The organism is Sinorhizobium americanum, from assembly GCF_001651855.1.
Lineage (GTDB): Bacteria > Pseudomonadota > Alphaproteobacteria > Rhizobiales > Rhizobiaceae > Sinorhizobium > Sinorhizobium americanum.
This window is the reverse complement of record NZ_LNQC01000081.1, coordinates 218,638-245,358: the sequence shown is the minus strand read 5'-3', so window position 1 is coordinate 245,358 and position 26,721 is coordinate 218,638. Positions and strand designations below refer to the sequence as shown.

Here is a 26,721-nt window from a genome sequence, read left to right as displayed (position 1 = left end):
GGATCGAGAAGGACGTGATGACCCAGGCATCCGACAGCATCCGCTTCATCCTGAACGATACGGAGATCGCACTCTCGGACGTTGCGCCGACAGACACATTGCTCGACTTCCTCAGGCTTCAACGCCGCCTCACCGGCACCAAGGAAGGCTGCGCCGAGGGCGATTGCGGCGCCTGCACCGTGCTCATTGGCCAGCTTGCCGGCGACGCCAAAGACGATGAAAGCCTCGTCTATGAAACCGTCAACGCCTGCATCCGCTTCGTCGGTTCGCTCAACGCCACGCATGTCGTCACCGTCGAGCATCTGGCGGCAGGCGATGGCACGCTGCATCCGGTGCAGCAGGCGATGGTGGATTATCACGGTTCGCAATGCGGTTTCTGCACGCCCGGCATCGTCATGTCGCTCTATGGGCTGTGGCTGACGAACGACAATCCGAGCCGTGCCGCGATTGAAAAGGCGCTGCAGGGCAATCTCTGTCGCTGCACCGGTTACGAGCCGATCGTGCGGGCGGCCGAAGCCGCCGCCAAGGAGCGACCCTCGGCGATTTTCGATCCGATCACGCGGACACGGGAGAAGGTGGCGGCCCGCCTCAAGGCGCTCCAGGCGACGGAAACGATCGTCATCCGCAACGGCGAGGACTGTCTTGTCGTACCGGCGGATGCAGCCGGCCTCGCGTCGGTGTTGGCCGAAAATCCCGATGCCACGATCGTCTCGGGTTCGACCGATGTCGGCCTCTGGGTGACGAAGCAGATGCGCCCGATCAGCCCAGCAGTGTTCATCGGCGGCATCGCCGACTTGCAGCGGATCGAAACCTCCGAAGCCGGTCTGACCATCGGCGCCGGCGTCAGCTACACGGCGGCCTTCGAAGCCCTTTCCTCGGCATATCCCAGCTTCGGCGGGCTTCTCGACCGCATCGGCGGCGAGCAGGTGCGCAACATGGGAACGATCGGCGGCAACATCGCCAACGGCTCGCCGATCGGCGACAGCCCGCCGCCATTGATCGCTCTCGGCGCAACGGTCACCCTGCGCTCGAAGGACGGCACGCGCTCGCTGCCGCTCGAGGATTTCTTCATTGCCTATGGCAAGCAGGACCGCGGGCCCGGCGAATTCGTCGAGAGCATCTTCGCCCCGGCGCTGCCGGCGGGCGACCGGTTTGCTGCCTACAAGGTGACGAAGCGCCGCGACGAGGATATCTCCGCTTTGCTCGGCGCCTTCCTGATCTCGCTCGAGCGCGCCCGGGTGAAGACCGCCCGCATCGCCTTTGGCGGCATGGCGGCAACGCCGAAGCGGGCGAAGGCCATCGAGGCCGCGCTAATCGGCGAGCCCTGGACAGAGGATACGGTACGCGCAGCCCAGGCGGCCTTCGAAACGGATTTCCAACCGATAACCGACTGGCGCGCCAGCAGCGCCTATCGCATGCTGGCGGCAAAGAACCTGCTGATGCGCTTTTTCCTGGAGAGCGTCGGCGAAAAGGCGCAGCTTCAGCGTTTCGAGTATGTGGCATGAGCGTTGGCTTCGAGGTTCATAGCTGGAGATTGCCCCTCACCCTAGCCCTCTCCCCGCGCGCGGGGAGAGGGGACGAGCGCCTCGCTGTCCTCCACTTGGCAAAACGCAGGAAGGACGACGGTGCCACAGCGTCCCTTCTGCCCGCTTTGCGGGGAGAAGGTGCCGGCAGGCGGATGAGGGGCGACTTCTTCGAAAGGGACCACCGGCATGGATAAGTCCACCTTCGAAGACCCCCAAACCATCGCCGGCCCCATGCACGCCGAGCTGCGCCACGACAGCGCCCACAAGCACGTCGCCGGGACCGCCGACTATATCGACGACATGCCGGAACCCGCCGGCACCTTACACGGCGCCCTTGGCCTCACCGACCGTGCCCATGCGGAAATCCTCGAAATGGACCTCTCCGCGGTCGCCGCCCTCCCGGGCGTCGTCTCGGTGCTGACCGCAAAAGACATGCCGCATTCGAACGACATCAGTTCCACGCACCTGCACGACGAGCCGGTGCTCGCCGACGGCCGCGTGCAGTTTCATGGACAGCCGGCCTTCGCGGTAATTGCCGAGACGCGCGACATTGCCCGCCGCGCAGCGCGGCTGGCGAAGATCACCTATCGCGACCTGCCGCACAGGATCGATGTCGCCGATGCAATGGCCGGAGGCGGAGAACTGGTCACCCCGCCATTGACCCTGCAGCGCGGCGACGCGGAGGGCGAACTGGAGCGCGCACCACGCCGGCTCAGGGGCAAAATGCGGATCGGCGGCCAGGAGCATTTCTACCTGGAAGGGCACATCGCGCTCGCCATTCCGGGCGAGGATGACGACATGACCGTCTGGGTCTCGACCCAGCATCCGAGCGAAATCCAGCATATGGTCGCGCAGGTGCTCGGCGTCCCGTCGAACGCCGTCACTGTGAACGTCCGCCGTATGGGTGGCGGCTTCGGCGGCAAGGAAACGCAGGGCAACCAGTTCGCCGCCCTCGCCGCCGTCGCCGCGCGCAAGCTCCGCCGGGCCGTCAAGTTCCGGCCTGACCGCGACGACGACATGATGGCCACCGGCAAGCGCCACGACTTTCTCGTCGATTACGACGTTGGCTTCGATGATGCCGGGAACATCCTGGCAGTGCAGGCGACCTATGCCGCGCGCTGCGGTTTCTCCGCCGATCTTTCCGGGCCGGTGACCGACCGAGCCCTCTTCCATGCCGACAACGCCTACTTCTATCCGCATGTGAAGTTGACCTCGCAACCCTTGAAAACCAATACGGTTTCCAACACCGCCTTTCGCGGTTTCGGCGGGCCGCAGGGCATGGTCGGCTGCGAGCGAATCATCGAGGAGGTTGCCTATGCGCTCGGCAAGGACCCGCTCGAAATCCGCAAGCTGAACTTCTATGGCGACAAGGATTCGGGACGCAACGTCACGCCCTACCACCAGAAGATCGATGACAACATCATCCCGCAGATCATCGAGGAGTTGGAGGCGAGCGCCGACTACCAGGCGCGGCGGGCCGCCATCGTCGAGTTCAACAGGACGAGCCGGGTGATCCGCAAGGGCATCGCCCTGACGCCGGTCAAGTTCGGCATCTCCTTCACGCTGACGCACCTCAACCAGGCCGGCGCGCTCGTTCACATCTACACGGACGGCTCGGTCCATCTCAACCACGGCGGCACCGAGATGGGCCAGGGCCTCAACACCAAGGTGGCGCAGGTTCTTGCCGATAGTTTCCAGATCGATATCGACCGGGTGAAGATCACCGCGACGACGACCGGCAAGGTGCCGAATACCTCCGCAACCGCCGCATCTTCGGGCTCCGACCTGAACGGCATGGCCGCCTTCGACGCCGCCCGCCAGATCAAGGAACGCCTCGTCGCCTTCGCCGCCGAGCGCTGGCAGACGACCCCCGACAATGTCAGCTTCGTGCAGAACCACGTCAAGATCGGCGAAGAGCGCGTGCCCTTCGCCGAACTCATCGGCCAGGCCTATATTGCCCGTGTGCAACTATCGGCCGCCGGCTTCTATAAGACGCCGAAGATTCACTGGGACCGCGCCGCCGGACGCGGCACGCCCTTCTACTACTTCGCCTATGGTGCGGCCGTCTCGGAAGTATCGATCGACACATTGACCGGAGAATATTTGGTCGATCGGGTCGACGTGCTGCACGACGTCGGCCGCTCGCTCAATCCAGCGATCGACATCGGCCAAGTCGAAGGCGGCTTCGTGCAGGGCATGGGCTGGCTGACGACGGAGGAGCTCTGGTGGGACGAGAAGGGGCGGTTGAGGACACACGCCCCCTCGACCTACAAGATTCCGCTCGCCTCCGACCGGCCGAAGGTCTTCAATGTGCGCCTGGCCGAATGGTCGGAAAATGCCGAAAAGACCATCGGCCGCTCCAAGGCGGTGGGCGAGCCGCCCTTGATGCTGCCGATTTCGGTGCTGGAAGCACTGTCGATGGCAGTCGCCAGCGTCTCCGACTATCGCGAATGCCCCCGCCTCGATGCGCCGGCAACGCCGGAGCGCGTGTTGATGGCGGTGGAGCGGTTGAAGCAGCTTGCGTGAGGCGGGCACCCACAGCCTTTGCCCATCACATGACGCTCTCCCCGCAAGCGAGCGCATGGGGAGAGCTTTTCTTGGAGCAGCATCGCCGCGAGTCCCCTTCGCCCCGCTTGCGGGGAGAAGCTGGCCGGCAGGCCGGATGGGGGCAGACAACTCGCCTCTACCGGAGCCTTTCATCCTCCAGCCGCGGCACGTCCCAATCCATCAGACCCAAATCTCTCTTCATGTAGTCGGACGTCGTTTCGAGGTCGAGTTTCAAGCTCCGCCCTCTCATCCGACGAAAGGCAGAGGCGACTGTCCGGATTGCTCCACTCACTGAGCGAACCGGCTTTCTTTCAGCATATTCCAATACATCGCAGGACATCTAAGCACCTTCCGAAAGCGGTCAACTTGACTTGCAGCATGCCGTCAAAGATGCTCGAACTCCAATCGAACATCCGTCTGCATGCATCAAGAGAGCTTATCCATGAAGATGTCGAAGCAGTTCCCGCTGAATGCGCTGAGGGTCTTCGAGGCGGCCGCCCGGCTCGGCAGCTTCACCAGGGCCGGGGAGGAGCTCGGCATGACCCAGACGGCTGTCAGCTACCAGATCAAGCTCATCGAGGAGAACGTCGGCGAGCCGCTGTTCCTGAGGAAGCCGCGTCAGGTCACCCTGACGGAGGTGGGCCAGCGGCTGTCGCCGAGGGTGACCGAAGCGTTCGAACTGCTGCAGGACGCGGTCGCCTCGGCGCGCGGCGACACGGAAACGGCCCTGCTCATCAACTCGACGGCGACCTTTGCCTCCCAATGGCTTGCCCGAGAGATCGGCACGTTCCAACTTGCACACCCGAATATCGCCGTACGTCTGGCGGCGAATGACGCAATCATCGATTTCAACAAGGAATCGGTCGACGTGGCGATCCGCTCCGGCACGGGCGATTGGCCGGGCCTTGTCAGCCATCGGCTGATGCGGGTGGAGTTTACCCCGATGCTCAGCCCCGCTCTAGCGGCGACAATCGGCGAAGTGCGCACCCCGCGAGACCTTCTGAAGCTCCGCATCATCGATCCGCGAGATCCCTGGTGGCAGTTATGGTTCCGCGCCGCCGGCGTCGACGACTCGGATCTGGCCGGCCGGCCGGCGAGCCGGCTCGGGGCCCAAGCCTTCGAGGCGCGGGCAGCGGTCGCGGGCCAGGGCGTCGCGATCCTGATGCCGGAATTCTATGGCGACGACGTAGCCCTTGGGCGGCTTTACCAGCCATTCGAGCTGCGCTGCAGCGATGGTCACGACTATTGGCTGGTTTATCCCTATGCCCGCCGCAACACCCCCAGGATCCGCGCCTTCCGCGACTGGATCCTTGGCAAGCTCAATCCAGGCGAGCTTGCGGGCCAGCGATGAATCGGCTTCGGAGAGCGCCGCTCTAACCTTTTGGAAAAGGATCGGTTTCAAGAGCGCCGGCATTGGCGGTGAAATACCATCGAGTGAACACGTCACCCCTTCCCCGCTCCGGCTTTTTCTCGCAAGCTGCGACACCGGAGAGAAAGGGGACCTGAATGTACGAATTCGCCATCGCCTGGGAATGGCTTGCCTTTGCCGTCCGCTGGCTGCATGTGGTGACCGCCATAGCCTGGATCGGCTCGTCCTTCTATTTCATCGCGCTCGACCTCGGCCTAGTTAAGCGCGACCACCTGCCACCCGGCGCCTATGGCGAGGAATGGCAGGTGCATGGCGGCGGCTTCTACCATATCGAGAAGTATCTGGTGGCGCCCGCCACGATGCCGGAGCATCTTACCTGGTTCAAATGGGAGTCCTATTCCACCTGGCTCTCCGGCTTCGCGATGCTCTGCATCGTCTATTACGGAGGCGCTGATCTCTTCCTCGTCGACCGGCATGTGCTGGACATCTCGGCAACGACGGCGATCTTGATCTCGCTTGCGTCGCTCGCTGTCGGCTGGGTCTTTTACGATCTCCTCTGCAAGTCGCCGATCAGCAAAAACACTTGGGGTCTGATGGCCCTTCTCTACGTGGTGCTGGTCGCGATGGCCTGGGGCTACACGCAGGTCTTCACCGGCCGCGCCGCCTTCCTGCATCTCGGCGCCTTCACGGCGACGATCATGTCCGCCAACGTCTTCTTCATCATCATTCCCAACCAGAAGATCGTCGTCGCCGACCTGATCGCCGGGCGCACGCCCGATCCGAGGCTCGGCGCCCAGGCAAAGCAGCGCTCGCTGCACAACAACTATCTGACCTTGCCCGTCATTTTCTTCATGTTGTCAAACCACTATCCGCTCGCCTTCGCGACGGCGTTCAACTGGGTCATCGCCGCACTGGTGTTCCTGATGGGCGTGACGATCCGCCACTGGTTCAACACCACCCATGCGCGCAAGGGCAAGCCGACCTGGACCTGGCTCGCCACTGCCATCCTCTTCATCCTGATCATGTGGCTGTCGACCGTTCCGAAGGTGCTGACCGGAGAAGAGCAGGCCGAGGTCGCACCCGTCTTCGTGCGGTTTGCCGAGAATGCGCATTTCCCGGCCGTCAAGGACACGATCGCGACCCGCTGTACGATGTGCCACGCGGCCGAGCCTGTTTACGAAGGCATTGGCAGGGCCCCGAAGGGGATCACGCTCGAGAGCGACGCCGAGATTGCCGCTTTGGCGCGGGAAATCTATATCCAGGCCGGGCGCAGCCACGCCATGCCGCCCGGCAACATAACCGATATGACGGCGGACGAACGCAGGCTGCTGACGGCCTGGTTCGAGAGCGCCGTCGGGGAGGCACGATGACATCCACCCTGATCCGCGGCCGCACATTGAGCTTCAACCGCGCGCCGGAGAGCATCAACGACAGCGCCGCCTATGCCTATGAAAGCGACGGCGCGCTCCTTGTCGAGAACGGCGTAATCAAGGCTTGCGGCCCCTACGCGACTGTAAATACGGCAGCGCCGGAAGGGGTGGAGGAGATCGATCACCGGCCGCACCTCATCGTGCCGGGCTTCATCGACACGCATCTGCATTTCCCGCAGATGCAGGTCATGGCTTCTTACGCGGCCAACCTGCTCGAATGGCTGAACACCTACACGTTTCCGGAGGAATGCCGCTTCGTCGAAACCGCGCATGCCGAGCGGATCGCCCGGCACTTCTTCGACGAGATGGTCCGCCACGGCACGACGACCGCAACCGCCTATTGTTCGGTGCACAAGGCGTCCGTCGACGCCTTCTTCGCCGAGAGCCTCAGGCGCGGCACCTGCATGGTCGCCGGCAAGGTGATGATGGACCGCAACGCGCCGCAGGGCCTGCTCGACACGCCTGAGATGAGCTATGACGAGACGCGGGCGGTGATCGCCGACTGGCACGGCAGGGGCCGCAACCATGTCGCCATCACCCCGCGCTTCGCCATCACGTCGACGCCGGAGCAGATGGAGGCGGCAAAATCGCTGGTCCGCGAGTTTCCGGACTTGCATGTGCAAACGCATCTCTCCGAAAACCGCGACGAAATCGCCTTCACTTGCGAGCTCTATCCGGAAGCCAAGGATTATACCGACGTCTATGCCCGCTACGGCCTGCTCGGGCGCAAGAGCCTCTTCGGTCACTGCATCCATCTCTCCGAGCGCGAGGCCGATGCGATGAGCGAGACCGGCTCGGTCGCCGTCTTCTGCCCGACATCCAACCTCTTTCTCGGTTCCGGCCTGTTTCCCCTCCACGACCTGACGCGGCGAGCGAAACCGGTCCGCGTCGCGGTCGCCTCGGACATCGGCGGCGGCACCAGCTATTCGATGCTGAAGACGCTCGACGAGGCCTACAAGGTCGTCCAGTTGCAAGGCGAGCGGCTGAACCCCTTCGACAGCTTCTACATGATGACCCGCGGCAATGCCGAGGCGCTTTCGCTTGAGAACCGCATCGGCACGCTGGAACCGGGCAGCGATGCCGACCTCACGGTGCTCGACATGGCGGCGACACCGGCTATGGCGCTCAGGGCCGAAGTGGTCAATTCGCTCGCCGACGAGCTCTTCCTCCTTCAGACGATGGGCGACGACCGCTCGATCGTCGAGACCTATGTGGCAGGCAAGCCGGCCAAGTCGACGCTCGACATCGCCTGAGGCAAGAGGTCAATTTTTTTTACCTCTTGCCTCAGGCTACTATTACAACCCTTCTGAAAAGATGTTAAGGCGTCCGTCATCTCCATTCGATGAGGGCGATCCATGACGCAAATCCTCGACATCAGCGACCTCAAGGCGCTTGCCAGGCGGCGGGTCCCGAAGCTCTTCTTCGACTATGCCGACAGCGGCGCCTGGACGGAGGGCACCTATCGGGCCAACGAAGAGGATTTCACCAAGATCAAGCTGCGTCAGCGGGTGCTGGTCGACATGACCAACCGGTCGCTCGAAACGACGATGATCGGCCAGAAAGTCTCGATGCCGGTGGCACTTGCACCGACGGGTTTGACGGGCATGCAGCATGCCGACGGCGAGATGCTGGCCGCGCAGGCGGCGGAGGCCTACGGCATTCCCTTCACGCTGTCGACGATGAGCATCTGCTCGATCGAGGACGTCGCCTCGGTGACGACGAAACCCTTCTGGTTTCAGCTTTATGTCATGCGCGAGCGCGAATTCGTGCTCAACCTCATCGACCGCGCCAAGGCGGCCAAATGCTCGGCCCTCGTCCTGACGCTCGACCTGCAGATTCTCGGCCAGCGGCACAAGGATCTCCGCAATGGCCTGTCGGCGCCGCCGCGCATGACCCCGAAGCATCTCTGGATGATGGCGACGCGGCCAGGCTGGTGCATGAAGATGCTCGGCACGAACCGGCGCACCTTCCGCAACATCGTCGGCCATGCCAAGAGCGTCACCGACCTCTCGTCGCTTCATGCCTGGACCGCCGAGCAGTTCGACCCGCAGCTTTCCTGGAAGGACGTCGAATGGATCAAGGAGCGCTGGGGCGGCCCGCTCATCCTGAAGGGCATCCTCGATCCGGAAGACGCGAAAATGGCGGCGAAAACCGGCGCCGACGCGATCATCGTCTCGAATCACGGCGGCCGCCAGCTCGACGGGGCGCCGTCCTCGATCAGCATGCTGCCAAAGATCATCGACGCCGTCGGCGATCAGATCGAGGTCCATCTCGATGGCGGCATCCGCTCCGGACAGGACGTGCTGAAGGCAGTCGCCCTTGGAGCCAAGGGCACCTTCATCGGCCGCCCGTTCCTCTATGGCCTCGGGGCAATGGGGAAGGATGGCGTGACCCTGGCGCTCGACATCATCCGCAAGGAGATGGACATCACCATGGCGCTCTGCGGCAAGCGCAACATCGCCGATGTGGGTCGCGACGTCCTCGCCGATTACGCAAGGTGACGCGCCAAGCGTAGTGCCCGCTGATGCGGCTTAGCTGCCGCGATAGGTCGAATAGCCGTAGGGCGAGAGCAGCAGCGGCACGTGGTAGTGGCTGGCGGCGTCGGCGATTCCGAACCGCAACGGGATGAGGTCGAGGAAGGCCGGCTCGACAAGCGCCACACCGGCCGTACGCAGATAGTCGCCGGCGTGAAACACCAGTTCGTATTGTCCCGCTTGGAAGGCCTCGCCCTCCGCAAGCGGCCCATCGACCCGGCCGTCGCTGTTCGTGCGCACCGTGCGGATCAACTGCCGCTCCTCGCCGTCCAGCCGATAGAGGTCGATGCGCAGGTTCTCTGCCGGCTTGCCGAGTGCGGTGTCGAGAACATGGGTCGTCAGACGACCGGTCCTGCTCATCGCGTGCTCTCCTTCGAAAACGGATCGAGGATGACAAAGGGCTCCTCATAGAAGAATTCCTCGAGATTGTTGCCCGGCCCGCCGCGATCGACAACGAGGAAATCGCTGGCCGCATCGACCGTCATCAGCGGATGATGCCAGACGTTGCGGCCATAATTGACCCCCTGCCGGCCGCCTGCCAGGAACACCCGCGGCCTGCCCGGGCGTCCGCCCTCATCCTCGGCGACAACCGCGAGCCAAAGCCGATCGTGAAGCGGCGAAAAACTCTGGCTGCCGAACGGGTGGCGCTCCATCATGGCTATGCTGTAGGGAAAGCTCCGCGGCTGGCCGCGAAAGATGTTGATGATCACCCGGGCGCCCTCCCCGACCACGTCGGCCTCGGCAAGCGCATGAAACCGCTCGGTATTGCCGCCATTGATCAGTCGCGCCGACGCGGGGTCGGCCTCGATGACGCTGCCGAACGGGGCGAACGCCTCCTTCGTCAGGGGCTCGATCGAAAGGAGATGCGACATCAGGCCCGGGTCCCGGCTCTCCGGCCATGGAGACCCGGGCGCGCGGCGGCGCCAGCGGGCAGAACGGTCTTGTCAGGCATTGTCATCTCCCGGAAGCATGGAACTGAGCCGCAGCCGGGCGATCCGCTCCACCTGCGCGCAGGCCGTTTCAAATTCCTCTTCCGCGGAATTGTCAATCCGCTGCTCGAATGCAGCGAGTATTTCCGCCTTCGTCAGCCCCTTCACCGCGATGATGAAGGGGAAGCCGAATTTCCTGGCATAGGCGGCGTTGAACTCCGTGAAGCGCGCGTGCTCTTCCGGCGAGAGCCGGTCGAGGCCCGCCGATGCCTGTTCGGATGTCGAGTCGGCGGTGAGCTTGCCTGCAATGGCGAGCTTGCCGGCGAGATCGGGATGGGCGCGCAGGACCGCCAGACGTTCTGCGGGCGACGCCGCGCGAAAGGCGTTGCAGAGCGCCGAATGGACGTTGCCGGCCGTCAATCCCGACGAGGCGGCATGATCGAACGCGCGCTCCGCCACCCAGGGCGAATGCTCGAAGATACCGCCGAAACGGCGAACGAAATCCTCGCGTTCCGACATCAGCGCAATCCCTCCGGTCCGTGGTGTTCATACCAGTGGCGGGCGATATCGATGCGCCGCGGCACCCACACCTTGTCGTGCGACAGGACGTAGTCGATGAAGCGGGCAAGCGCCGCCGCCCGGCCGGGCCGGCCGACGAGGCGGCAATGCAGGCCGACATTCATCATCTTTGGGCTGCCCTCCTTGCCCTCCTCATAAAGCACGTCGAACGTGTCCTTGAGGTAGGTGAAGAACTGGTCTCCGGAATTGAAGCCCTGATTGGTGGCAAAGCGCATGTCATTGGCGTCGAGCGTGTAGGGGATGATGAGATGCGGCTTATCGGGTGTCAGCCCCGGGACCCAATAGGGAAGTTCGTCCCCATAGGAATCGCAGGAATAGAGGAAGCCGCCCTCCTCCAGCACCAGCTTCAGCGTGTTGACCGAAGGCTTGCCCTGATAGATGCCGAGCGGCCGCTCGCCCGTCAGTTCCGTATGGAGCCGCACCACCTCCCGAATGTGCTCGCGCTCGACCTCCTCCGGAAAATCCCTGTATTCGAGCCAGCGCAGCCCGTGGCTGGCGATCTCCCAGCCGGCCTCCTTCATCGCCGCGACCGCCTCGGGGTTGCGGGCCATGGCGAGCGTCACGCCATAGACCGTCAGCGTCACGCCACGGCTCGTGAACATCCGCCACAGGCGCCAGAAACCGGCCCGCGCGCCGTATTCGTAGAGGGATTCCATATTGAGGTTTCGCTGACCCGCCCAGGGCTGCGCGCCGACGATCTCCGACAGCAGGCACTCGGATGCCGGGTCGCCATCGAGAATGCAGCTTTCGCCGCCCTCCTCATAATTGAGGACGAACTGTACGGCGATGCGCGCATCGCCCGGCCAATGCGGGTGGGGCGGCCTGCGCCCATAGCCAACGAGGTCGCGCGGATAGGAAGTCTCGGCCATGAAATCACCTTCGATTTTCCGAGACGGTAGCACCGCGCAACGGATTGTCGAGATGAAAATGGCGGGCTAAAGGAGGTTAGCGGATTGCCGAAACGGAATTGGCGAGGAGTGACAACGGGCCTCCAATGTCACCCGATGACTGGTGCTGCGCCGCGGACCGAACCGTCCTTTCGCTCCGTGGACGGACGGAAATCTTGCCGAGGGGATGCTGGGAATGGACGCGCATCGGCGCGCCCTTCTCCGCTTCGACGAACAAAGCGAGGCTTTCGACTGCGAGCGGCCTCGTCAGATGCGGTTCAAAGACTTCGCGCAACGGCGCCTCGAGGCCCCGTCCGGCTTCGGCACTCAGGGGACCGGTGAGCTTCATATGGAAGCGGTACTCCTCCATCACGAAGGGATCCCCCCAGCGATGCAGATTGGAAAATTGCGGGGCAGTCAACCGGTCGGGATCGGAACGTTCGATTTCATCCTCACTGAGCGGCGCCCGGAATCGGCCGAACGCCTGCAGAACCCGCGCGGCGAGCATATGCATCGCATGGCTCGGCACCGTCGGCGTCAAGCCTAGGCATTGGCCGAGGCGCGCCACCTCCAGCCGCTCGATCGCGAACGGCGTCTCGGCGCTGGTGAAGTGCATCAGGCTCCTCAGCAGCTGCGCCTCATCGGCGTCTTCGGCGAGGCGGAACGGCGCCATGATCATCGCGTGGAAGCCGAAGCGGCGCGGAACTGCCGTGTGGAAGGCGATCTCCGAAACGCGAAGGCCGGCGATCGGCGGCGGCTCGACCGGCTCGCCCGAATAGACGCTGCGGCCGAGCCAACTCGCCGCCGCCGCGGACAGCGGGTCTCCCATCGCCGGCGTAAAACAAATGGCGTACCGCATTGCAAGGCTCCGAAATTCTCGATACCCGCCTCTTAGGTGATTTGCGTGACAGATTGACGAAGCGGAATGGGGGCTATTGCAGTGCCGCGATATGGGTTTCGCACCGGAAGGATTGCGGCAGTTCGACGCTCCTGCGCCCGGCAAACTCGTCGATGACGCAGCCCGCCAGGATATGCGCCATTCCAAAACTGACCTTGAAACCGCCCGTCAGCACCGACAGCCTCTCACATCCCGGATGGCGGCCGACCATCGGCTCCCGGCCGGCCGCCTTGGGGCGCAGGCCGGCCCAGCGCTCGATCACCGGCGCATTTCGCAGCAGCGGGGCGAGTGCGGCAGCGCGTTCGATCAGCGCATCCAGTTGCGCGTCCGTCGAGAAGGGCTCGACGAATTGGTTCTCGCTGGTGCTGCCGACGGCCACATGGCCGGTTTCATGCGGAACGATGTAGAGGCCGTCGGTGAAAATGATCGGCGCGGCGGGATCGACATCGGCTCGGAGCAGCGCCGCCTGCCCCTTGACGGCGCAGCCGCTCGTCGCCTGCGGCCGCTCCGCCAACCGGTCGATCAACGGAAAACTCGCGGCTCCGGCGGCGAGGACGCAATGCCCGAAAGTCACCTCGCGGCCATCGAGGAGTGAAAGCCTGCCGCGGCGCGGGTCGATCGACGAAACGTCGACACCCTCTTCGATCTGGACATGAGGAAATGCGCTGAGCGCGGCCCTAAGCGTTGCCAGCAGCTTGCGCGGCGCCACGCGTGCGGCAAGCGTGTCGTGGACGAGGCCGAAGGGTGCTGCATCCGCCGCCGGCCAACCGTCGGTACCGGCGTCACTGACGTGCCAATGAAACCGCCGGTTACCCGCAAACCAGTGCTGCTCGGCGTCCTGCTCGTGGCCACGCGCGATATTGCGCAGATGCTCCCTGCCGAGCGGCATGATCCGGCCCGAGCGGCGATAGCCCGCCGAAAAACCAGTCTCGGCTTCGAGCCGGGCAATCTCGCCCTCCAGCGAAACAAGCGCATCGAACTGGAACTGTTTCTTGGCGTTCCAGCGGTCCGGCATGTGCGGCATCAGCGCGCCGAGCAGGCCGCCGCTTGCGCCTGCACCGATTGCCTTCCGCTCCAGGAGGCGCGTCTCGATGCCGGCACGGCCGGCCATGAGCGCCGCCCAGAGCCCCATGATTCCGCCGCCAACGATCAAAACTTCGCTCATCGATTGACCTTATCCGGCCGCAAGTCTATCGCCATCGCCATGACAGAGACCGATCTCCGCCAGCACCAGCCGCCCGCAAAGCAAAGCCTTGAATGGCATGCCGGCGATATGCCCTATTCGGTGGAATTTGGCGATCACTTTTACTGCCGCACCGACGGCCGGCTGGAATGCGGCCATGTCTTTCTTTCGGGCAACAGGCTGCCGGCGCGCTGGAGCGCAGGTGCGGCCTTTACGATCGGCGAGCTTGGCTTCGGCACCGGCCTGAATTTCTGTGAGACCTGGCGGCAATGGAATGAGGCGCAGGTCACCGATGGCCGCCTACACTTCATCTCCTTCGAGCGCTTCCCGATGCGGGCCGAAGAGATCGACCGGGCACTTTCCCATTGGCCGGAGATCGACGCCGAGCGCCGGGCGCTTGTCGGCCATTGGCCCGAAACGCGTGCCCGCCGGATCGACATCGACTTCAACGACGTGCGTCTCACCGTGGTCTGCGGCACGGCGCTCGAGGGCGTCGCCCAGTTGCCGGAAAGTTTCGACGCCTGGTTTCTCGACGGTTTCGCGCCGTCCCGCAATCCCGACATGTGGTCGCAGGAACTCATGCAGGCGGTCTTCGACAAGACCGTCCGGGGCGGCACCTTCGCCACCTATGCGGCGGCAGGCTTCGTCCGTCGCAATCTCGCTGCGGCCGGGTTCGCGGTCGATCGCCTTCCGGGCTTTGCCGGCAAACGCGAAATGTTGCGCGGCGATAGGCCCTGAAGAAATCTAGCCGGGAAAGACCACCGACTTGACCGTGGCGATCAGTTGCTCGGTCGGCACCGCCACGCAATTGCGGTCGATCTCGGCGACGGTCTTTTCCTTGACCTGGTGGGAAAGCAGCTTCCTGAGGTCGCCCAAAGTTTTCGGCGCGGCGCAGATCACCAGGTTCTCGAAGGCGTTTTCCAGCGCATAGTGGTCGAGCTTCCCGGCAATCTCGACGGCGAAGCGGTGCTGTTCCTCGCGAACCGGATCGCTGCTGTATTCCATGGCCGAGCGGCCATGTCCGACCGACGAATGGCTGCGGCCCGGTTTGTCGGCCATGATGTCCTGAGCGCGCCTCGCCTCGATCTCGTAGGATTCCACCTCCGGCTGCTGATGCCCGTCCTTCAGCAAGTTGACGTCCTTGACGATGCGCGCGGCATTGCCATCGGCTGCCAGTATCCAAATCCGGTTCCGCACTGGTTCCTCTCCTGTGTCTCGATTGGCAGATAGGTCGGCGAAGACTAAAGGGAAGGAACGGCTGAAGCCGCGTCAGGTTCCCAATTCGCCGAGCATCCATTTTCGTCCAGCGTCACACGGCTTGGTTGCGAACGCACAGCTGAGCATCGAAACCGGGTTTCGGCGCCGGCCCGTATCGCTCCCGCTCCTGCCGACCTGGACCACGCAATTCCTGCAATATGCGCACCCGGCCTAGCCGAGATGCCGGGGGCCGAGCCGCAGAATTGTACGCTCCGGCGCCTGTTCTGCAAGCTTTCATCCATGATGCTTGGCCGATCCTGGCCATGACGAACTTTCCTGAACGCCGCCCTTCGTGAAGGCTGCTGCGGCGGGCCAATCTCGCACATGCAAAAGATGCCGCTTGACTTTTCGGGCCAAAACAACGACATGGACAGCGCGTCACCTTCCGGCCGCCGCGTGAGCGCGCCCTCGGCAAACACTTCGAGCCGTGAAGAAGGAATAGCGCGAGACATCGCCGCAACCGGCGGCAGCACAGGCGCTTGACGATTCTCTCTAAACCACAAGTTCCCAATTCACGCGGGGTTCTTGACGCCAGACGACACCGGAATTGCAAAGAGGCGATTCCGGCGCATGCGTTTGGCGCCCCCGAAAGGTATATCCATTGTCCACTTTCAAAGACCTCGGCCTCTCGCAGCAGATCCTGGCGACCCTCTCCGCCAATGGCTTCGAGAAGCCGACGCCCATCCAGATGCAGGCCATCCCACTTGTCCTCAAGGGTCATGACCTTATTGGTCTTGCCCAGACGGGCACCGGCAAGACGGCCGCCTTCGGCCTGCCGATGATCGAGAAGCTTCTCGCCGATGATCGGCGCGCCGATCCGCGCAACATCCGCGCCCTCGTGCTTGCGCCGACCCGCGAACTGGTCAACCAGATCGCCACCAATCTCAAGCTCTTCGTCAAGAAGAGCCCGCTGAAGATCGGCGTCGTTGTCGGCGGCGTCTCGATCAATAAGCAGACCGAACAACTCGCCCGCGGCGTCGACATTCTCGTCGCCACACCCGGCCGCCTGCTCGACCTCGTCGCCCGCAAGGCCGTGACGCTGACGCAAGGGCGCTATCTCGTCCTCGACGAGGCCGATCAGATGCTCGACCTCGGCTTCATCCACGATCTGCGCAAGATCTCGAAGCTGGTGCCGAAGAACCGCCAGACGCTGCTCTTCTCCGCGACCATGCCGAAGCAGATTGCCGAGCTTGCCGGCGAGTATCTGACCGATCCGCTCAAGGTCGAGGTGACGCCGCCCGGCAAGGCCGCCGACAAGGTTGAGCAATATGTCCATTTTGTCCCCGGCAAAGACCTGAAGACGACGATCCTCAAGAAATCGCTGACCGACAATCCCGATGGGCTGTCACTGGTCTTCAGCCGTACGAAGCACGGCGCCGAGAAGCTGATGAAGCATCTGGACCATGTCGGCTTCAAGGCCGCCTCAATCCACGGCAACAAGAGCCAGGGCCAGCGCGAGCGCGCGCTGAAGGCGTTCCGCGACGGCGAAATCCGCGTGCTCGTCGCGACCGACGTCGCCGCCCGCGGCATCGACATTCCGGGCGTGACCCATGTCTACAACTACGATCTTCCGGAAGTGCCGGATGCCTATGTCCACCGCATTGGCCGCACCGCTCGGAACGGCCGAGACGGTATTGCGATCGCTTTCTGCGCACCGGACGAAATCCGCCTGCTGCGCGACATCGAGAAGCTGATGGGCATTGAAATCGCTGTCGCTAGCGGCCAAGCACCGGCCGATCAGGCCCGCCCATCAAAGGGCCGCGGCGGTCGCGGCAACGGCCAGCAGCGCGGCAACGGCGGTGGCCAACATCGCGGCAACGGCGGCGGCCAGCGCCGCGACGGAGCTCAGCGGCCGCAGCGCCCTGCACGGGAACCGGCGCCGAGCGGATTTGCCGGCGACGAACTGCTGCGCGACGATCGCCCGCAGAAGAGCGAGCGCCGCGATCACCGGGCCGCCGGCCATGGCCACCACGACGGCCGGCCGGAGGGCAACCGCAATCACGAAAACCGCAAGCACCATGGCCGCCCGGGCCCGAAGCATGACGGCCGGCGCCAGGGCGACGGGCAGCCCGGCAATCGCCGCGGGCGTGGTCAAGGCATGCGCCGCGCAGACAATGGCGGCGGCAGCCAGGGCTGAGCCGCTGCGATGACAGTGACCCTTGTGCCTCTCAAAGGACGCAAGGGTCGCTGTGGCTATTTGTCACAAGGCAATCTCGGCCTCGGCTACGCGGCGCTGCTTTCCTTCGCTGAACCTGCCGCTACATTGATCGGCCGCTCTCCTGCCGGCGCCTCGCCATTTGCCTTGCGATTGGTGAGATAGACGCCCGTCACCGCAACGACGGTTCCGACGACCATCGGCCAGGTCAGGGCTTCGCCGAAGAAAAGCGCCGCCTGGACCGCGGCGAGCGGCGGCACCAGATAGATGAGCGATGCGGCGCGCGAGACCTGGCCCCGGCGGATGAGATAGAGCAGGAGCGCGATCGCCCCCATTGACAGTCCGAGGACCGACCAGGCGAGTGCGGCGGCGAGCTGGAGATTCCAGGTGACACGCAGATCCTCGAGCATCAAGGCCAGCGGCACGGTCACGATCAGAGCGCCTACATATTGCAGGGCGGCGATCGACCTTATGTCGCCGTTCTGCAGGTACCTTTTCTGGTAGAGCGTGCCGTAGGTCACGGCCGCCATGCCAAGCACGTTGACGAACACCGGCAGGAAATGGATGGGCGTCGAGGCGGTGTCGAGCGCCAGCGTCTTCGGCAGGACGGCAAGCGCGATGCCGCAGAAGCCGAGCACCAAGCCGAGCCGCTGCTGCCGGCTGAGATTTTCGCCGATGAGGAACGGTGCCACCGCCGCCGTCATCAACGGCTGCAGTCCGGCAATGATACCGGATATGGCCGCAGGCACCCCCTGCCCGATTGCCCACCACACCGCGCCAAGATAGAGACCGTGCAGGAAGATCCCGGACACGATCGCATGGCCGGCCAAGCTCCAGGAGCGGGGCCAGCGCGCACCGGTCGCGACGCAGAAGCCGATGAAGAGCAGGATCGCAACGCTGTAGCGCAGCGCCAGGAAGGTTAGCGGATCGGCAAATAAAGCAGCATATTTGGCGACCACCCAGCCCGTCGACCAGAGCAGCACGAAAATGGCCGGGGCAAGGCGGGCGAGCATCATGGGTGTTTCCCGATCGAGGTGGACCTCGACCGACGAGACCCTCGCGGCGGCGATAGACCGCGTGCCTCCTCTGGTCAAAGCAATTTTTCTGATGGTTGCGATCAGCGAATTGGAACCATCAGCCGCAGAGAGGAAGCCGACGGGGAGACGAAGCCAGGCGCGTATTCTTCGCGACAGTGAAGATGGGACTGATCGATGACGTGGCCCGCCGCTGCGATCCACTCGAACATCTTGCGGTATTGAACGAAAACATCTCCTCCTTCGGGGTGGTGCATCGTCGTGGCAAAGCGCATGGGCGGGAGATCAATATGTTCGGGCGCAGCAAAGGTCTCGTGATCTTCTCCGGCATAGCCGATCAGATAGGTGAAGGCCTCCGGCCGGACATTCCAGGAGAGGCCTATGAGGGCGGCATGATCCCGCGGATGGGTGCGCCGGCGGTGTTCCTGCGTCTCGGCGATCAGCCGGTGGATGGCGCCGTCGGCCGCCTCGATAAATGTGCCGTCCCAGAGGCGGCCGGTGACCCGTTGCGCCGGCCGTTCGGCGATCTCGTATATTGCGTCCATGCCGTCAATGCCTTGCCGTCACCATCTGACAGGCGCCGATATTTTACCCCTGCCGCATCGGTGAACAAGACCGGCGAAGCAAGACCGTCGGCGAGACCGCAACCTGCGGTCGGGCGCCAAATAATCAGGCATCTGCCCATTTGCAACTCATCATGGGAAATCCGGCACGCAAAAAGTGCAAGCGAGAGGCGCGAAAGCGCTTTCAATTTGCGGACCGGCGCAAGTCGAAAATTCTTCGCGCCCGACTGTGCACGCTTCTTGCATTGCGGCAACCGTTGTACTCAAATGGGCAAAAATAAGGGGACCTACGCCTTTGGCATTTGACGAAATGATCAATGCGGACAGCAGCCCGCGCCAGCCATATTCCACCTATCATCAATGGTATGCCAGCCAGGACAGAAACCGGCTCATAGCGAAATCGAAAGAAGCGGAGAACATCTTCCGCAAAACGGGCATTACTTTCGCAGTCTACGGACACGCCGATTCCTCCGAAAAGCTGATCCCCTTCGATCTCATTCCCCGCATCATTTCCGGCCGTGAATGGCGCCGCCTCGCCCAGGGCATCGAACAGCGCGTCATCGCCCTCAACGCTTTCCTGGACGACATCTACCACAAGCAGGAGATCATCCGCGCCGGCCGGATTCCGCGCGAACTGATCGAGAAGAACGATGCCTTCCTGCCGCAGATGATCGGCTTCCGGCCGCCGGGCGGCGTCTATACCCACATCGTTGGCACCGACATCGTGCGCACCGGCGAAGACCAGTTCTATGTGCTCGAAGACAATGCCCGCACGCCTTCCGGTGTCAGCTATATGCTGGAAAACCGGGAAACCATGATGCAGATGTTTCCGGAGCTCTTCCATCAGAACCGCGTGCGGCCGGTGGAGAACTACCCCTATCTGCTGCGCCAGAGCCTGTCGTCGCTGGCGCCGCCCGGTTGCGCCGGCAAACCGCGCGTCGCCGTGCTCACGCCCGGCATCTACAATTCCGCCTTCTACGAGCACGCTTTCCTCGCCGACATGATGGGTGTCGAACTGGTGGAAGGGTCGGACCTTCGGGTCATCGACGGCAAGGTGAAGATGCGCACGACGCGCGGCTACGAGGCGATCGACGTGCTCTACCGCCGCGTCGACGACGATTTCCTCGACCCCTTGACCTTCCGTCCGGATTCCGCGCTCGGCATTCCCGGCATCATGGACGTCTACCGGGCAGGCAACATCACCATTGCCAATGCGCCCGGCACCGGCATTTCCGACGACAAGGCGATCTATTCCTATATGCCGGAAATCGTCGAGTTCTATACCGGCCGGAAGCCGCTGCTCGAAAACGTCCCCACTTGGCGCTGCTCCGAGCCGCAGAGCCTCAAATACGTGCTCGAACATCTGGAAGAGCTCGTCGTCAAGGAGGTGCATGGCTCCGGCGGCTATGGCATGCTCGTCGGTCCGACCGCGACCAAGAAGGAGCGCGCCGCCTTCGCCGAGAAGCTCAGGGAGCGCCCCGGCAACTATATCGCCCAGCCCACATTGTCGCTCTCGACCGTGCCGATCCTCGTCAACAAGGGCATCGCGCCGCGGCACGTCGATTTGCGTCCTTACGTGCTCGTCTCCGACAAGGTGCAGATCATTCCCGGCGGGCTGACGCGTGTCGCCCTGAAGGAGGGCTCTCTGGTGGTGAATTCCAGCCAGGGCGGCGGCACCAAGGATACGTGGGTACTGGAGGACTGAGGCCATGTTGGGAAGAACTGCGAACGGCCTCTACTGGATGTTCCGCTATATCGAGCGCGCCGAGAACAGCGCCCGGCTGATCGACGCGGGCCTGCGCATGTCGCTGACCCGCAGCGAGTCGAGCGAGGGCGATTGGGACGGCGTGCTGCAGAGCGCCGGCGTGCGCGAGCTCTATGACGAGGTGCACGACACGCTGACCAGCAGCGACGCCATCGATTTCCTGTTGCGCGACCGGGCCAATCCGTCGAGTGTGATGTCCTGCATCGAGGCGGGCCGCCACAATGCCCGGATGGTTCGCACGGCGCTCACCCGCGAGACCTGGGAAGCCACCAACGAATGCTGGATCGAGCTGAAGGCGATGCTCGCCAATAAGGCGCGGCCGGCCGACATGCCCGAGATCATCGACGCCATCAAGCGCCGCGCCGGCCTCATCCGCGGCGCCTTCCACGGCACGATGCTCCGCAACGAAATCTTCAACTTCTCGCGCATCGGCACCTTCATCGAGCGGGCCGACAACACCGCCCGCATCCTCGACGTAAAGTATTACGTTCTGCTGCCCGCGGTCTCCGCCGTCGGCTCATCGATGGACAATGTCCAGTGGGAATCGATCCTGCGCTCCGTCTCGGCGCACCGCGCCTATGGCTGGGTCTATGATGCGGAACTGAAGCCGGCCAATATCGCCGACTTCCTGATCTCGAACGGCCGCATGCCGCGCTCGCTCGCCTATTGCTACGAAAAGATCGCCAGCAACCTCGGTTACCTGGCACGCGAGTATGGCGAGAGGCATGCCGCCCACGAAACCGCCGAAGAAACGCTCGCTTCGCTCCGCAGCCAGTCGATCAGCGACATCATGGACCGGGGCCTGCACGAGTATCTGGAAGAGTTCATCAGCCACAACAACCGTCTCGGCCAGGAAATAACCGACGGCTACCGGTTTTACCAATGAGGTCCGGGAGAGTGGAATGCACCTGAAAATCAGCCACACGACCGAATACCATTACGACGAACCGGTGCCCTATGCGCTGCAGCGGCTGCGGCTGACGCCGACGACGCAGCCCGGCCAGAGGGTGTTGAACTGGCGCACACTGGTCGAAGGCGCGGTGGTCGAGGTCAGCTACGATGACCACTTCGGCAACCGCACGCATCTCGTCAGCGTCGACGCGGATCGGACGACCTTGCGGATCGAGGCGAGCGGCGAAGTGGATACGGAAGACCGGGCCGGCGTCTTCGGAGCGCACCAGTCCTATGTGCCGCTCTGGCTCTATGCCCGTGAAACGCCGCTCAGCAAGGCGGGCAAGCTGGTCCGCGAGCTCGCGAAATCGGCCGAGGGCGCAACGGATCTCGAGCGCATGCACGCGCTGATGGGGACGATTCACGAGACGGTTGCCTACGAGCCGGGCGAGACCCATGCCGGTACCACCGCGGAGGAGGCGCTCGAGCGCGGCAAGGGCGTCTGCCAGGACCACGCCCACATCCTCGTCTCGGCCGCCCGAACGCTCGGTCTGCCGGCCCGCTACGTCTCGGGCTATCTGCTGACCGAAGGCCATCCCGAGCAGACCGCGAGCCATGCCTGGGCCGATGTGCACCTGCCGGGTCTCGGCTGGGTCGGCTTCGATCCGGCCAACAAGATCTGCCCCGACGACCGCTATGTCCGCGTCGCCACCGGCCTCTGTTACCGCGATGCCGCGCCGATATCCGGGCTGGTCCATGGCATCGCCAGCGAGACGTTGAAAGTCACCGTAACGGTGGAACGGCAAGGGCAGACGCAGAGCCAAAGTCAGAGCCAGTAGACGTCTCTGCCGAATCTGCCCCACATCCGGCCTGCCGGCCACCTTCGGCTGCGACGGAGACTCGGGCACGCCGCTCGATCTCCCCGCCGTTGACGGGAAAGCCTACGACAAGGGAAGTTTGGAGCGGGCAGCAGTTCGGAATTGCCACTCAACGCGAGGCGGTCGACTGCAGCAGCCGGCAGAGAGAGACAAGCCCGCTGTCATAGCCGCCGCTCACCACGTCGCGACAGCGTTTCAGCAGCTTCGTCCGTTCGTCGGCGGACATGGCGGTGAATGCGGTGACCGCAGCAGCGCCGGGCTGCCCGACGGCCCCGCCGCTTGCCGGCCCGCCGGCACCGGTACCGGTTCCGGGCAGGACGCCAAGTCCGAGACCGCCCGCACCGCCCGCCGCGGCGCCAACGGCAGCGCTCAATCCGCTGTTGCCTGAGCCGGCGCTCACTGCGGCGCTGACACCGTTGCCTCCACCACGCTTGACGACTGCATTGGCGTTGGTGCCATTGCCGACGCCCACCGTCGCATCGACATCGGCATTCACGCCCTGCCCCCGGCCGAGCGAGGCCGCGGCCGAGGCATTCGCACCGCGCGCGCCGCCGACGGATGCGTCGGCATCGGCACGGGCGCCGCCACGGCCTAACGCTGCGCTCACGCCCGCGTTAACCCCTCTCGTGCCCCCAAGCGATACATCGACATTCAGGCCGGTGCTTCCGCTGGAACTTTGAGCGAAGGATGGCGTCACCAAGAAAGTGGCCGACAAAAACAAAACAACAGCTGTCTTCCGCATGTTCGTCCTCCTAAGCGATCAGCGGCCCCAAACGGGCCGCTTGCAGAAATAAGACGGAACACGCCAATAAGTTTCAGAGGATGCTGCATCGAGGAATGCGACCCTGCCGCCTGAGCGACTGATGAGACGTGCAGGGGGGCGCGCTCCAGCGAGAGCGGCGGCACGCGCCTGGGGGTCGCGCCGCCGCTCTATCTGCCTGTTTTTTGCCGCGGGGCCAGGTGATTCCACCCGGCTGCAAGATGCCCTAATGGCTGTCGCGGTCCATCGGGATGCGATCGCCGCGCGGCCCGACCAGGAAGTCGAGATCGGCGCCGCTATCGGCCTGCATGACGGTCTTGATATAGAGGCCGCCATAGCCGCCGGTGAGCGGTTTGACCGGCGACACCCAGGCGGCACGGCGGCGGGCGAGCTCCTCGTCGGAGACGTGGAGGTGCATGGTCCGGTCCGGGATATCGACCTCGATCAGGTCGCCGTTCTGAACGAGCGCCAGAGGCCCGCCCTCGGCCGCTTCGGGTGCAGTGTGGAGGATGACGGTGCCGTAGGCAGTGCCCGACATGCGCGCATCCGAAATACGGATCATGTCGGTGATGCCCTTCTTCAACACCTTCGGCGGGAGGCCCATATTGCCGACCTCGGCCATGCCCGGATAGCCCTTCGGGCCGCAATATTTCAGCACCATGATGCAGGTCTCATCGATGTCGAGATCCTCGCGGTTGATGCGGGCGTGGTAGTCCTCGATGCTTTCGAAGACGACCGCCCGGCCCTTATGCTGCATCAGATGCGGCGAGGCGGCGGACGGTTTCAACACAGCGCCCTTCGGCGCCAGGTTGCCGCGCAGCACGGCGATGCCGCCCGATTTCGTCAGCGCCTTTTCCCTGGGTAGGATCACGTCCTCGTTGTAGTTCGTAACGCCCTTGACGTCGTTCCAGATCGTGTCGCCGCTGACGGTGATGGAGTCGTTGTGCAGCAGCCCCATCTCGGCAACCGCCTTGATGACCACCGGCAGGCCGCCGGCATAATAGAACTCCTCCATCAGGTACTTGCCGGAGGGCTGGAGGTTGACGATGGTCGGCACGTCGCGGCCGAGCCTGTCCCAATCGTCGAGCGAGAGATCGACGCCGATGCGACCGGCAAGCGCCAGGAGGTGCAGCACCGCATTGGTCGAGCCGCCGACTGCGCCGTTGACGCGAATGGCGTTCTCGAAGGCCTGCTTTGTCAGGATGTCCGAGGGCTTCAGGTCTTCCTTGACCATCTCCACGATGCGGCGGCCGGTGAGCTGCGAAATCACCCGGCGGCGGGCGTCGACGGCCGGGATGGCCGCATTGCCGGAGAGCGTCATGCCGAGCGCTTCGGCCATCGACGCCATCGTCGAGGCCGTGCCCATGGTCATACAGCTTCCTGCGGAACGGGCCATGCCCTGCTCGGCATCCATGAACTCTTGGAGACTCATCTCGCCGGATTTGACCATTTCCGAGAACTGCCAGATCGCCGTGCCGGAACCGACGTCCTTGCCGCGCCACTTGCCGTTCAGCATCGGGCCGCCGGAGACGACGATCGCCGGAATGTCGACGCTGGCCGCACCCATCAGCAGGCTGGGCGTGGTCTTGTCGCAGCCGCCGAGCAGTACGACGCCGTCGACCGGATTGCCGCGGATCGCCTCTTCGACATCCATCGCCGCCAGGTTGCGGAACATCATCGCCGTCGGGCGCAGCGTGCTCTCGCCCACGGAGAAAACCGGGAATTCGACGGGGAAGCCGCCGGCCTCGTAGACACCGCGCTTCACCCGCTCCGCGAGGTCGCGCAGATGCGCGTTGCAGGGCGTGAGCTCCGACCAGGTGTTGCAGATGCCGATGATCGGCCGGCCGTCGAAGGTGTCGGCGGGCAGCCCCTGGTTCTTCATCCAGGAGCGGTGCATGATGGCATTCTTGCCCGTACCGCCGAACCAGTCCTGCGAACGCAGCTTGCGCGGCCACTCAGCTTTCTTTTTCATTTCTTCCTTCCTTCAGGCCCCGTGGGTGCGGGCTGGAACACGACGGCTTTGGAGCGGGATGGGGAAGGCAAGTGCCGTCCGATCCCGCTCTTGGGCTTAAGCCAGCGTGTAGGCTGTCTTGACGGTTGTGTAGAATTCGGCGGCATATTTGCCCTGCTCGCGCGGGCCATAGGAGGAGCCCTTGCGGCCGCCGAACGGCACGTGGAAATCGACGCCGGCGGTCGGCAGGTTGACCATCACCATGCCGGCCTCGGCATTGCGCTTGAAATGCGTCGCATGCTTGAGGCTCGTCGTGGCGATGCCGGAGGAGAGCCCGAACGGCGTGTCGTTGGCAACGGCGAGCGCCTCGTCGTAATCCTTGACCCGGATGACCGCGGCGACCGGGCCGAAGATTTCCTCACGGGAAATCCGCATCGCATTCGTCGCCTCGGTGAAGAGCGCCGGCTGCAGGTAGAAGCCGGGCGTGTCGCGCGCAATGAGCTCGCCGCCGAAGGCGAGCCTGGCGCCCTCGTTCTTGCCGATGGCGATATAGTCGGTGTCCCGGTTGAGCTGGCTCTGGTCGACCACCGGGCCGATATGGGTGCCGGCCTTCAGCGCGTCGTCGACGACGAGGCCCTGCATGCGCTCACCCATTGCCGCGACGAACTTGTCGTGGATGCCCTCGGTGACGATGATCCGCGACGAGGCGGTGCAGCGCTGGCCGGTCGAGAAGAAGGCGGAGTTGACCGCCGCCTCGACGGCCACGGAAAGGTCGGCATCGTCGAGCACGACGAACGGGTTCTTGCCGCCCATTTCCAGCTGGAACTTGCGATTGTGCTCGACCGAGGCCATGGCAACGCGCTTGCCGGTCCCCACGGAGCCGGTGAAGGTGATCGCCTGCACGTCCGGGCTTTCGAGCAACGCCTGGCCGACGACCGAGCCCTTGCCCATGACGAGGTTCAGGACGCCCTTCGGCAGGCCGGCGCGATGCAGGATGTCGACGATCGCCCAGGAGCAGCCCGGGACGAGTTCGGCCGGCTTGAAGACGATGGTGTTGCCGTAGCAAAGCGCCGGGGCAATCTTCCACGCCGGAATGGCGATCGGGAAGTTCCACGGCGTGATGATGCCGACGACGCCGACCGCCTCGCGGGTAACCTCGACGCCGATGTTCGGGCGGACCGATGGCAGCGTCTCGCCGGCGAGGCGCAGGCATTCGCCGGCGAAGAAGTCGAAGATCTGGCCGGCACGCACCGTTTCGCCGATGCCCTCGGCGAGCGTCTTGCCTTCCTCGCGCGACAGCAGCCGGCCGAGCTCGTCCTTGCGGGCGAGGATTTCGTCGGCGGTCTTTCTCAAGATTGCGTGGCGTTCGAGAATGCCGGAGCGCGACCAGACCGGAAACGCCGCCTTGGCCGCGGCAATCGCGGCTGAAGCATCGTCGGCGGTGGCACGGGCATATTCGCCGATGACGTCGTTGGTGTTCGACGGATTGACGTTGGCGACGCCGTCGCTGCCGACCCATTCGCCGGCAATGAGATTCTGATGAAGTGTCATGGGCTTCAGCCTCCTTGTCTTCTTGTCGCAAGGG

General features: G+C 64.1%; 23 protein-coding genes. 11 read left to right on the top strand and 12 right to left on the bottom strand.

The genetic code is table 11. The features are described from left to right. The first annotated feature begins 17 nt into the window (after nt 1–17). From xdhA to ATC00_RS29605, 6 genes are all read left to right on the top strand, one after another. Entirely contained in the window at nt 18–1,505 is a 1,488-nt protein-coding gene (gene xdhA, locus ATC00_RS29640) for a xanthine dehydrogenase small subunit (RefSeq protein ID WP_064255385.1), read from the top strand. A 207-nt stretch (nt 1,506–1,712) separates the two neighbouring features. Next, entirely contained in the window at nt 1,713–4,052 is a 2,340-nt protein-coding gene (gene xdhB, locus ATC00_RS29630) for a xanthine dehydrogenase molybdopterin binding subunit (protein ID WP_037387486.1), read from the top strand. A gap of 463 nt (nt 4,053–4,515) precedes the next feature. Then, entirely contained in the window at nt 4,516–5,424 is a 909-nt protein-coding gene (locus ATC00_RS29620; protein WP_037387490.1) for a LysR substrate-binding domain-containing protein, read from the top strand. A 155-nt stretch (nt 5,425–5,579) separates the two neighbouring features. Next, complete coding sequence (gene puuD, locus ATC00_RS29615) at nt 5,580–6,812, top strand: urate hydroxylase PuuD (protein ID WP_064255383.1); 1,233 nt, start codon at nt 5,580–5,582, stop codon at nt 6,810–6,812. Continuing rightward, nucleotides 6,809–8,125, top strand: coding sequence for a guanine deaminase (gene guaD / locus ATC00_RS29610; RefSeq protein ID WP_064255382.1), 1,317 nt, complete (start codon nt 6,809–6,811; stop codon nt 8,123–8,125). Before puuD ends, guaD begins: the two co-directional genes overlap by 4 nt. A 102-nt stretch (nt 8,126–8,227) precedes the next feature. Beyond that, the gene (locus ATC00_RS29605) at nt 8,228–9,373 is read left to right on the top strand and encodes an alpha-hydroxy acid oxidase (RefSeq protein WP_064255381.1); all 1,146 of its coding nucleotides are present in this window, start codon (nt 8,228–8,230) and stop codon (nt 9,371–9,373) included. A 30-nt stretch (nt 9,374–9,403) separates the two neighbouring features. On the opposite strand, the gene uraH is transcribed toward ATC00_RS29605, so the two are convergent. The 6 genes from uraH to ATC00_RS29575 form a co-directional block, all read right to left on the bottom strand. Beyond that, nucleotides 9,404–9,766: a hydroxyisourate hydrolase gene (uraH, locus tag ATC00_RS29600; RefSeq protein ID WP_037387498.1), complete on the bottom strand. Its 363-nt coding sequence runs from the start codon at nt 9,764–9,766 to the stop codon at nt 9,404–9,406. Further along, complete coding sequence (locus ATC00_RS29595; protein WP_037387500.1) at nt 9,763–10,278, bottom strand: ureidoglycolate lyase; 516 nt, start codon at nt 10,276–10,278, stop codon at nt 9,763–9,765. Before ATC00_RS29595 ends, uraH begins: the two co-directional genes overlap by 4 nt. 72 nt (nt 10,279–10,350) lie before the next feature. After that, nucleotides 10,351–10,854, bottom strand: coding sequence for a 2-oxo-4-hydroxy-4-carboxy-5-ureidoimidazoline decarboxylase (uraD, locus tag ATC00_RS29590; protein ID WP_064255380.1), 504 nt, complete (start codon nt 10,852–10,854; stop codon nt 10,351–10,353). After that, entirely contained in the window at nt 10,854–11,783 is a 930-nt protein-coding gene (gene puuE, locus ATC00_RS29585; protein WP_037387502.1) for an allantoinase PuuE, read from the bottom strand. The genes uraD and puuE overlap by 1 nt, the downstream gene beginning before the upstream one ends. 76 nt (nt 11,784–11,859) lie before the next feature. Next, the gene (locus ATC00_RS29580) at nt 11,860–12,660 is read right to left on the bottom strand and encodes a DUF1045 domain-containing protein (protein ID WP_064255379.1); all 801 of its coding nucleotides are present in this window, start codon (nt 12,658–12,660) and stop codon (nt 11,860–11,862) included. A gap of 73 nt (nt 12,661–12,733) precedes the next feature. Continuing rightward, nucleotides 12,734–13,864 (bottom strand): NAD(P)/FAD-dependent oxidoreductase, encoded by a 1,131-nt coding sequence (locus tag ATC00_RS29575; RefSeq protein ID WP_037387504.1) that lies wholly within the window; start codon nt 13,862–13,864, stop codon nt 12,734–12,736. A 39-nt stretch (nt 13,865–13,903) separates the two neighbouring features. On the opposite strand from ATC00_RS29575, the gene mnmD reads away from it, so the two are divergent. Beyond that, nucleotides 13,904–14,620 carry a tRNA (5-methylaminomethyl-2-thiouridine)(34)-methyltransferase MnmD gene (gene mnmD / locus ATC00_RS29570; protein ID WP_037387506.1) on the top strand — a complete coding sequence of 239 codons (717 nt, stop codon included), beginning with the start codon at nt 13,904–13,906 and terminating at the stop codon, nt 14,618–14,620. A gap of 6 nt (nt 14,621–14,626) precedes the next feature. Here the strand turns inward: mnmD and ATC00_RS29565 are convergent, their stop codons facing one another. Then, a complete protein-coding gene (locus ATC00_RS29565) occupies nt 14,627–15,079 on the bottom strand; it encodes a host attachment protein (RefSeq protein WP_037387508.1) in 453 nt (150 codons plus the stop codon). A 661-nt stretch (nt 15,080–15,740) separates the two neighbouring features. Between ATC00_RS29565 and ATC00_RS29560 the strand changes: the two genes are divergently transcribed. After that, nucleotides 15,741–17,276 carry a DEAD/DEAH box helicase gene (locus ATC00_RS29560; RefSeq protein ID WP_064255378.1) on the top strand — a complete coding sequence of 512 codons (1,536 nt, stop codon included), beginning with the start codon at nt 15,741–15,743 and terminating at the stop codon, nt 17,274–17,276. Between the two features lie 86 nt (nt 17,277–17,362). Here ATC00_RS29560 and ATC00_RS29555 read toward each other — a convergent pair whose 3' ends face one another. Both ATC00_RS29555 and ATC00_RS29550 read right to left on the bottom strand, forming a co-directional pair. Then, nucleotides 17,363–18,307, bottom strand: coding sequence for a DMT family transporter (locus ATC00_RS29555; protein ID WP_037387935.1), 945 nt, complete (start codon nt 18,305–18,307; stop codon nt 17,363–17,365). A 104-nt stretch (nt 18,308–18,411) separates the two neighbouring features. Next, nucleotides 18,412–18,873, bottom strand: coding sequence for a GyrI-like domain-containing protein (locus ATC00_RS29550; protein ID WP_037387514.1), 462 nt, complete (start codon nt 18,871–18,873; stop codon nt 18,412–18,414). A 328-nt stretch (nt 18,874–19,201) separates the two neighbouring features. Between ATC00_RS29550 and ATC00_RS29545 the strand changes: the two genes are divergently transcribed. The 3 genes from ATC00_RS29545 to ATC00_RS29535 are packed head-to-tail and all read left to right on the top strand — an operon-like array spanning nt 19,202 to nt 22,386. Further along, nucleotides 19,202–20,596, top strand: coding sequence for a circularly permuted type 2 ATP-grasp protein (locus ATC00_RS29545; protein WP_037387516.1), 1,395 nt, complete (start codon nt 19,202–19,204; stop codon nt 20,594–20,596). 4 nt (nt 20,597–20,600) lie between these two features. Next, on the top strand, nt 20,601–21,542 hold the full coding sequence (locus ATC00_RS29540; RefSeq protein WP_037387519.1) for an alpha-E domain-containing protein: 942 nt from the start codon (nt 20,601–20,603) through the stop codon (nt 21,540–21,542). A gap of 16 nt (nt 21,543–21,558) precedes the next feature. Further along, nucleotides 21,559–22,386: a transglutaminase family protein gene (locus tag ATC00_RS29535; protein ID WP_064255377.1), complete on the top strand. Its 828-nt coding sequence runs from the start codon at nt 21,559–21,561 to the stop codon at nt 22,384–22,386. 148 nt (nt 22,387–22,534) lie between these two features. Here the strand turns inward: ATC00_RS29535 and ATC00_RS29530 are convergent, their stop codons facing one another. The 3 genes from ATC00_RS29530 to ATC00_RS29520 all read right to left on the bottom strand — a co-directional run bounded on the left by ATC00_RS29530 (nt 22,535) and on the right by ATC00_RS29520 (nt 26,687). Then, nucleotides 22,535–23,032: a hypothetical protein gene (locus ATC00_RS29530; protein WP_327291367.1), complete on the bottom strand. Its 498-nt coding sequence runs from the start codon at nt 23,030–23,032 to the stop codon at nt 22,535–22,537. 379 nt (nt 23,033–23,411) lie between these two features. Beyond that, nucleotides 23,412–25,157 carry an L-arabinonate dehydratase gene (araD, locus tag ATC00_RS29525; protein ID WP_064255375.1) on the bottom strand — a complete coding sequence of 582 codons (1,746 nt, stop codon included), beginning with the start codon at nt 25,155–25,157 and terminating at the stop codon, nt 23,412–23,414. Nucleotides 25,158–25,253: 96 nt separating this feature from the next. Then, complete coding sequence (locus ATC00_RS29520) at nt 25,254–26,687, bottom strand: aldehyde dehydrogenase family protein (RefSeq protein WP_064255374.1); 1,434 nt, start codon at nt 26,685–26,687, stop codon at nt 25,254–25,256. Between the last annotated feature and the right edge of the window lie 34 nt (nt 26,688–26,721).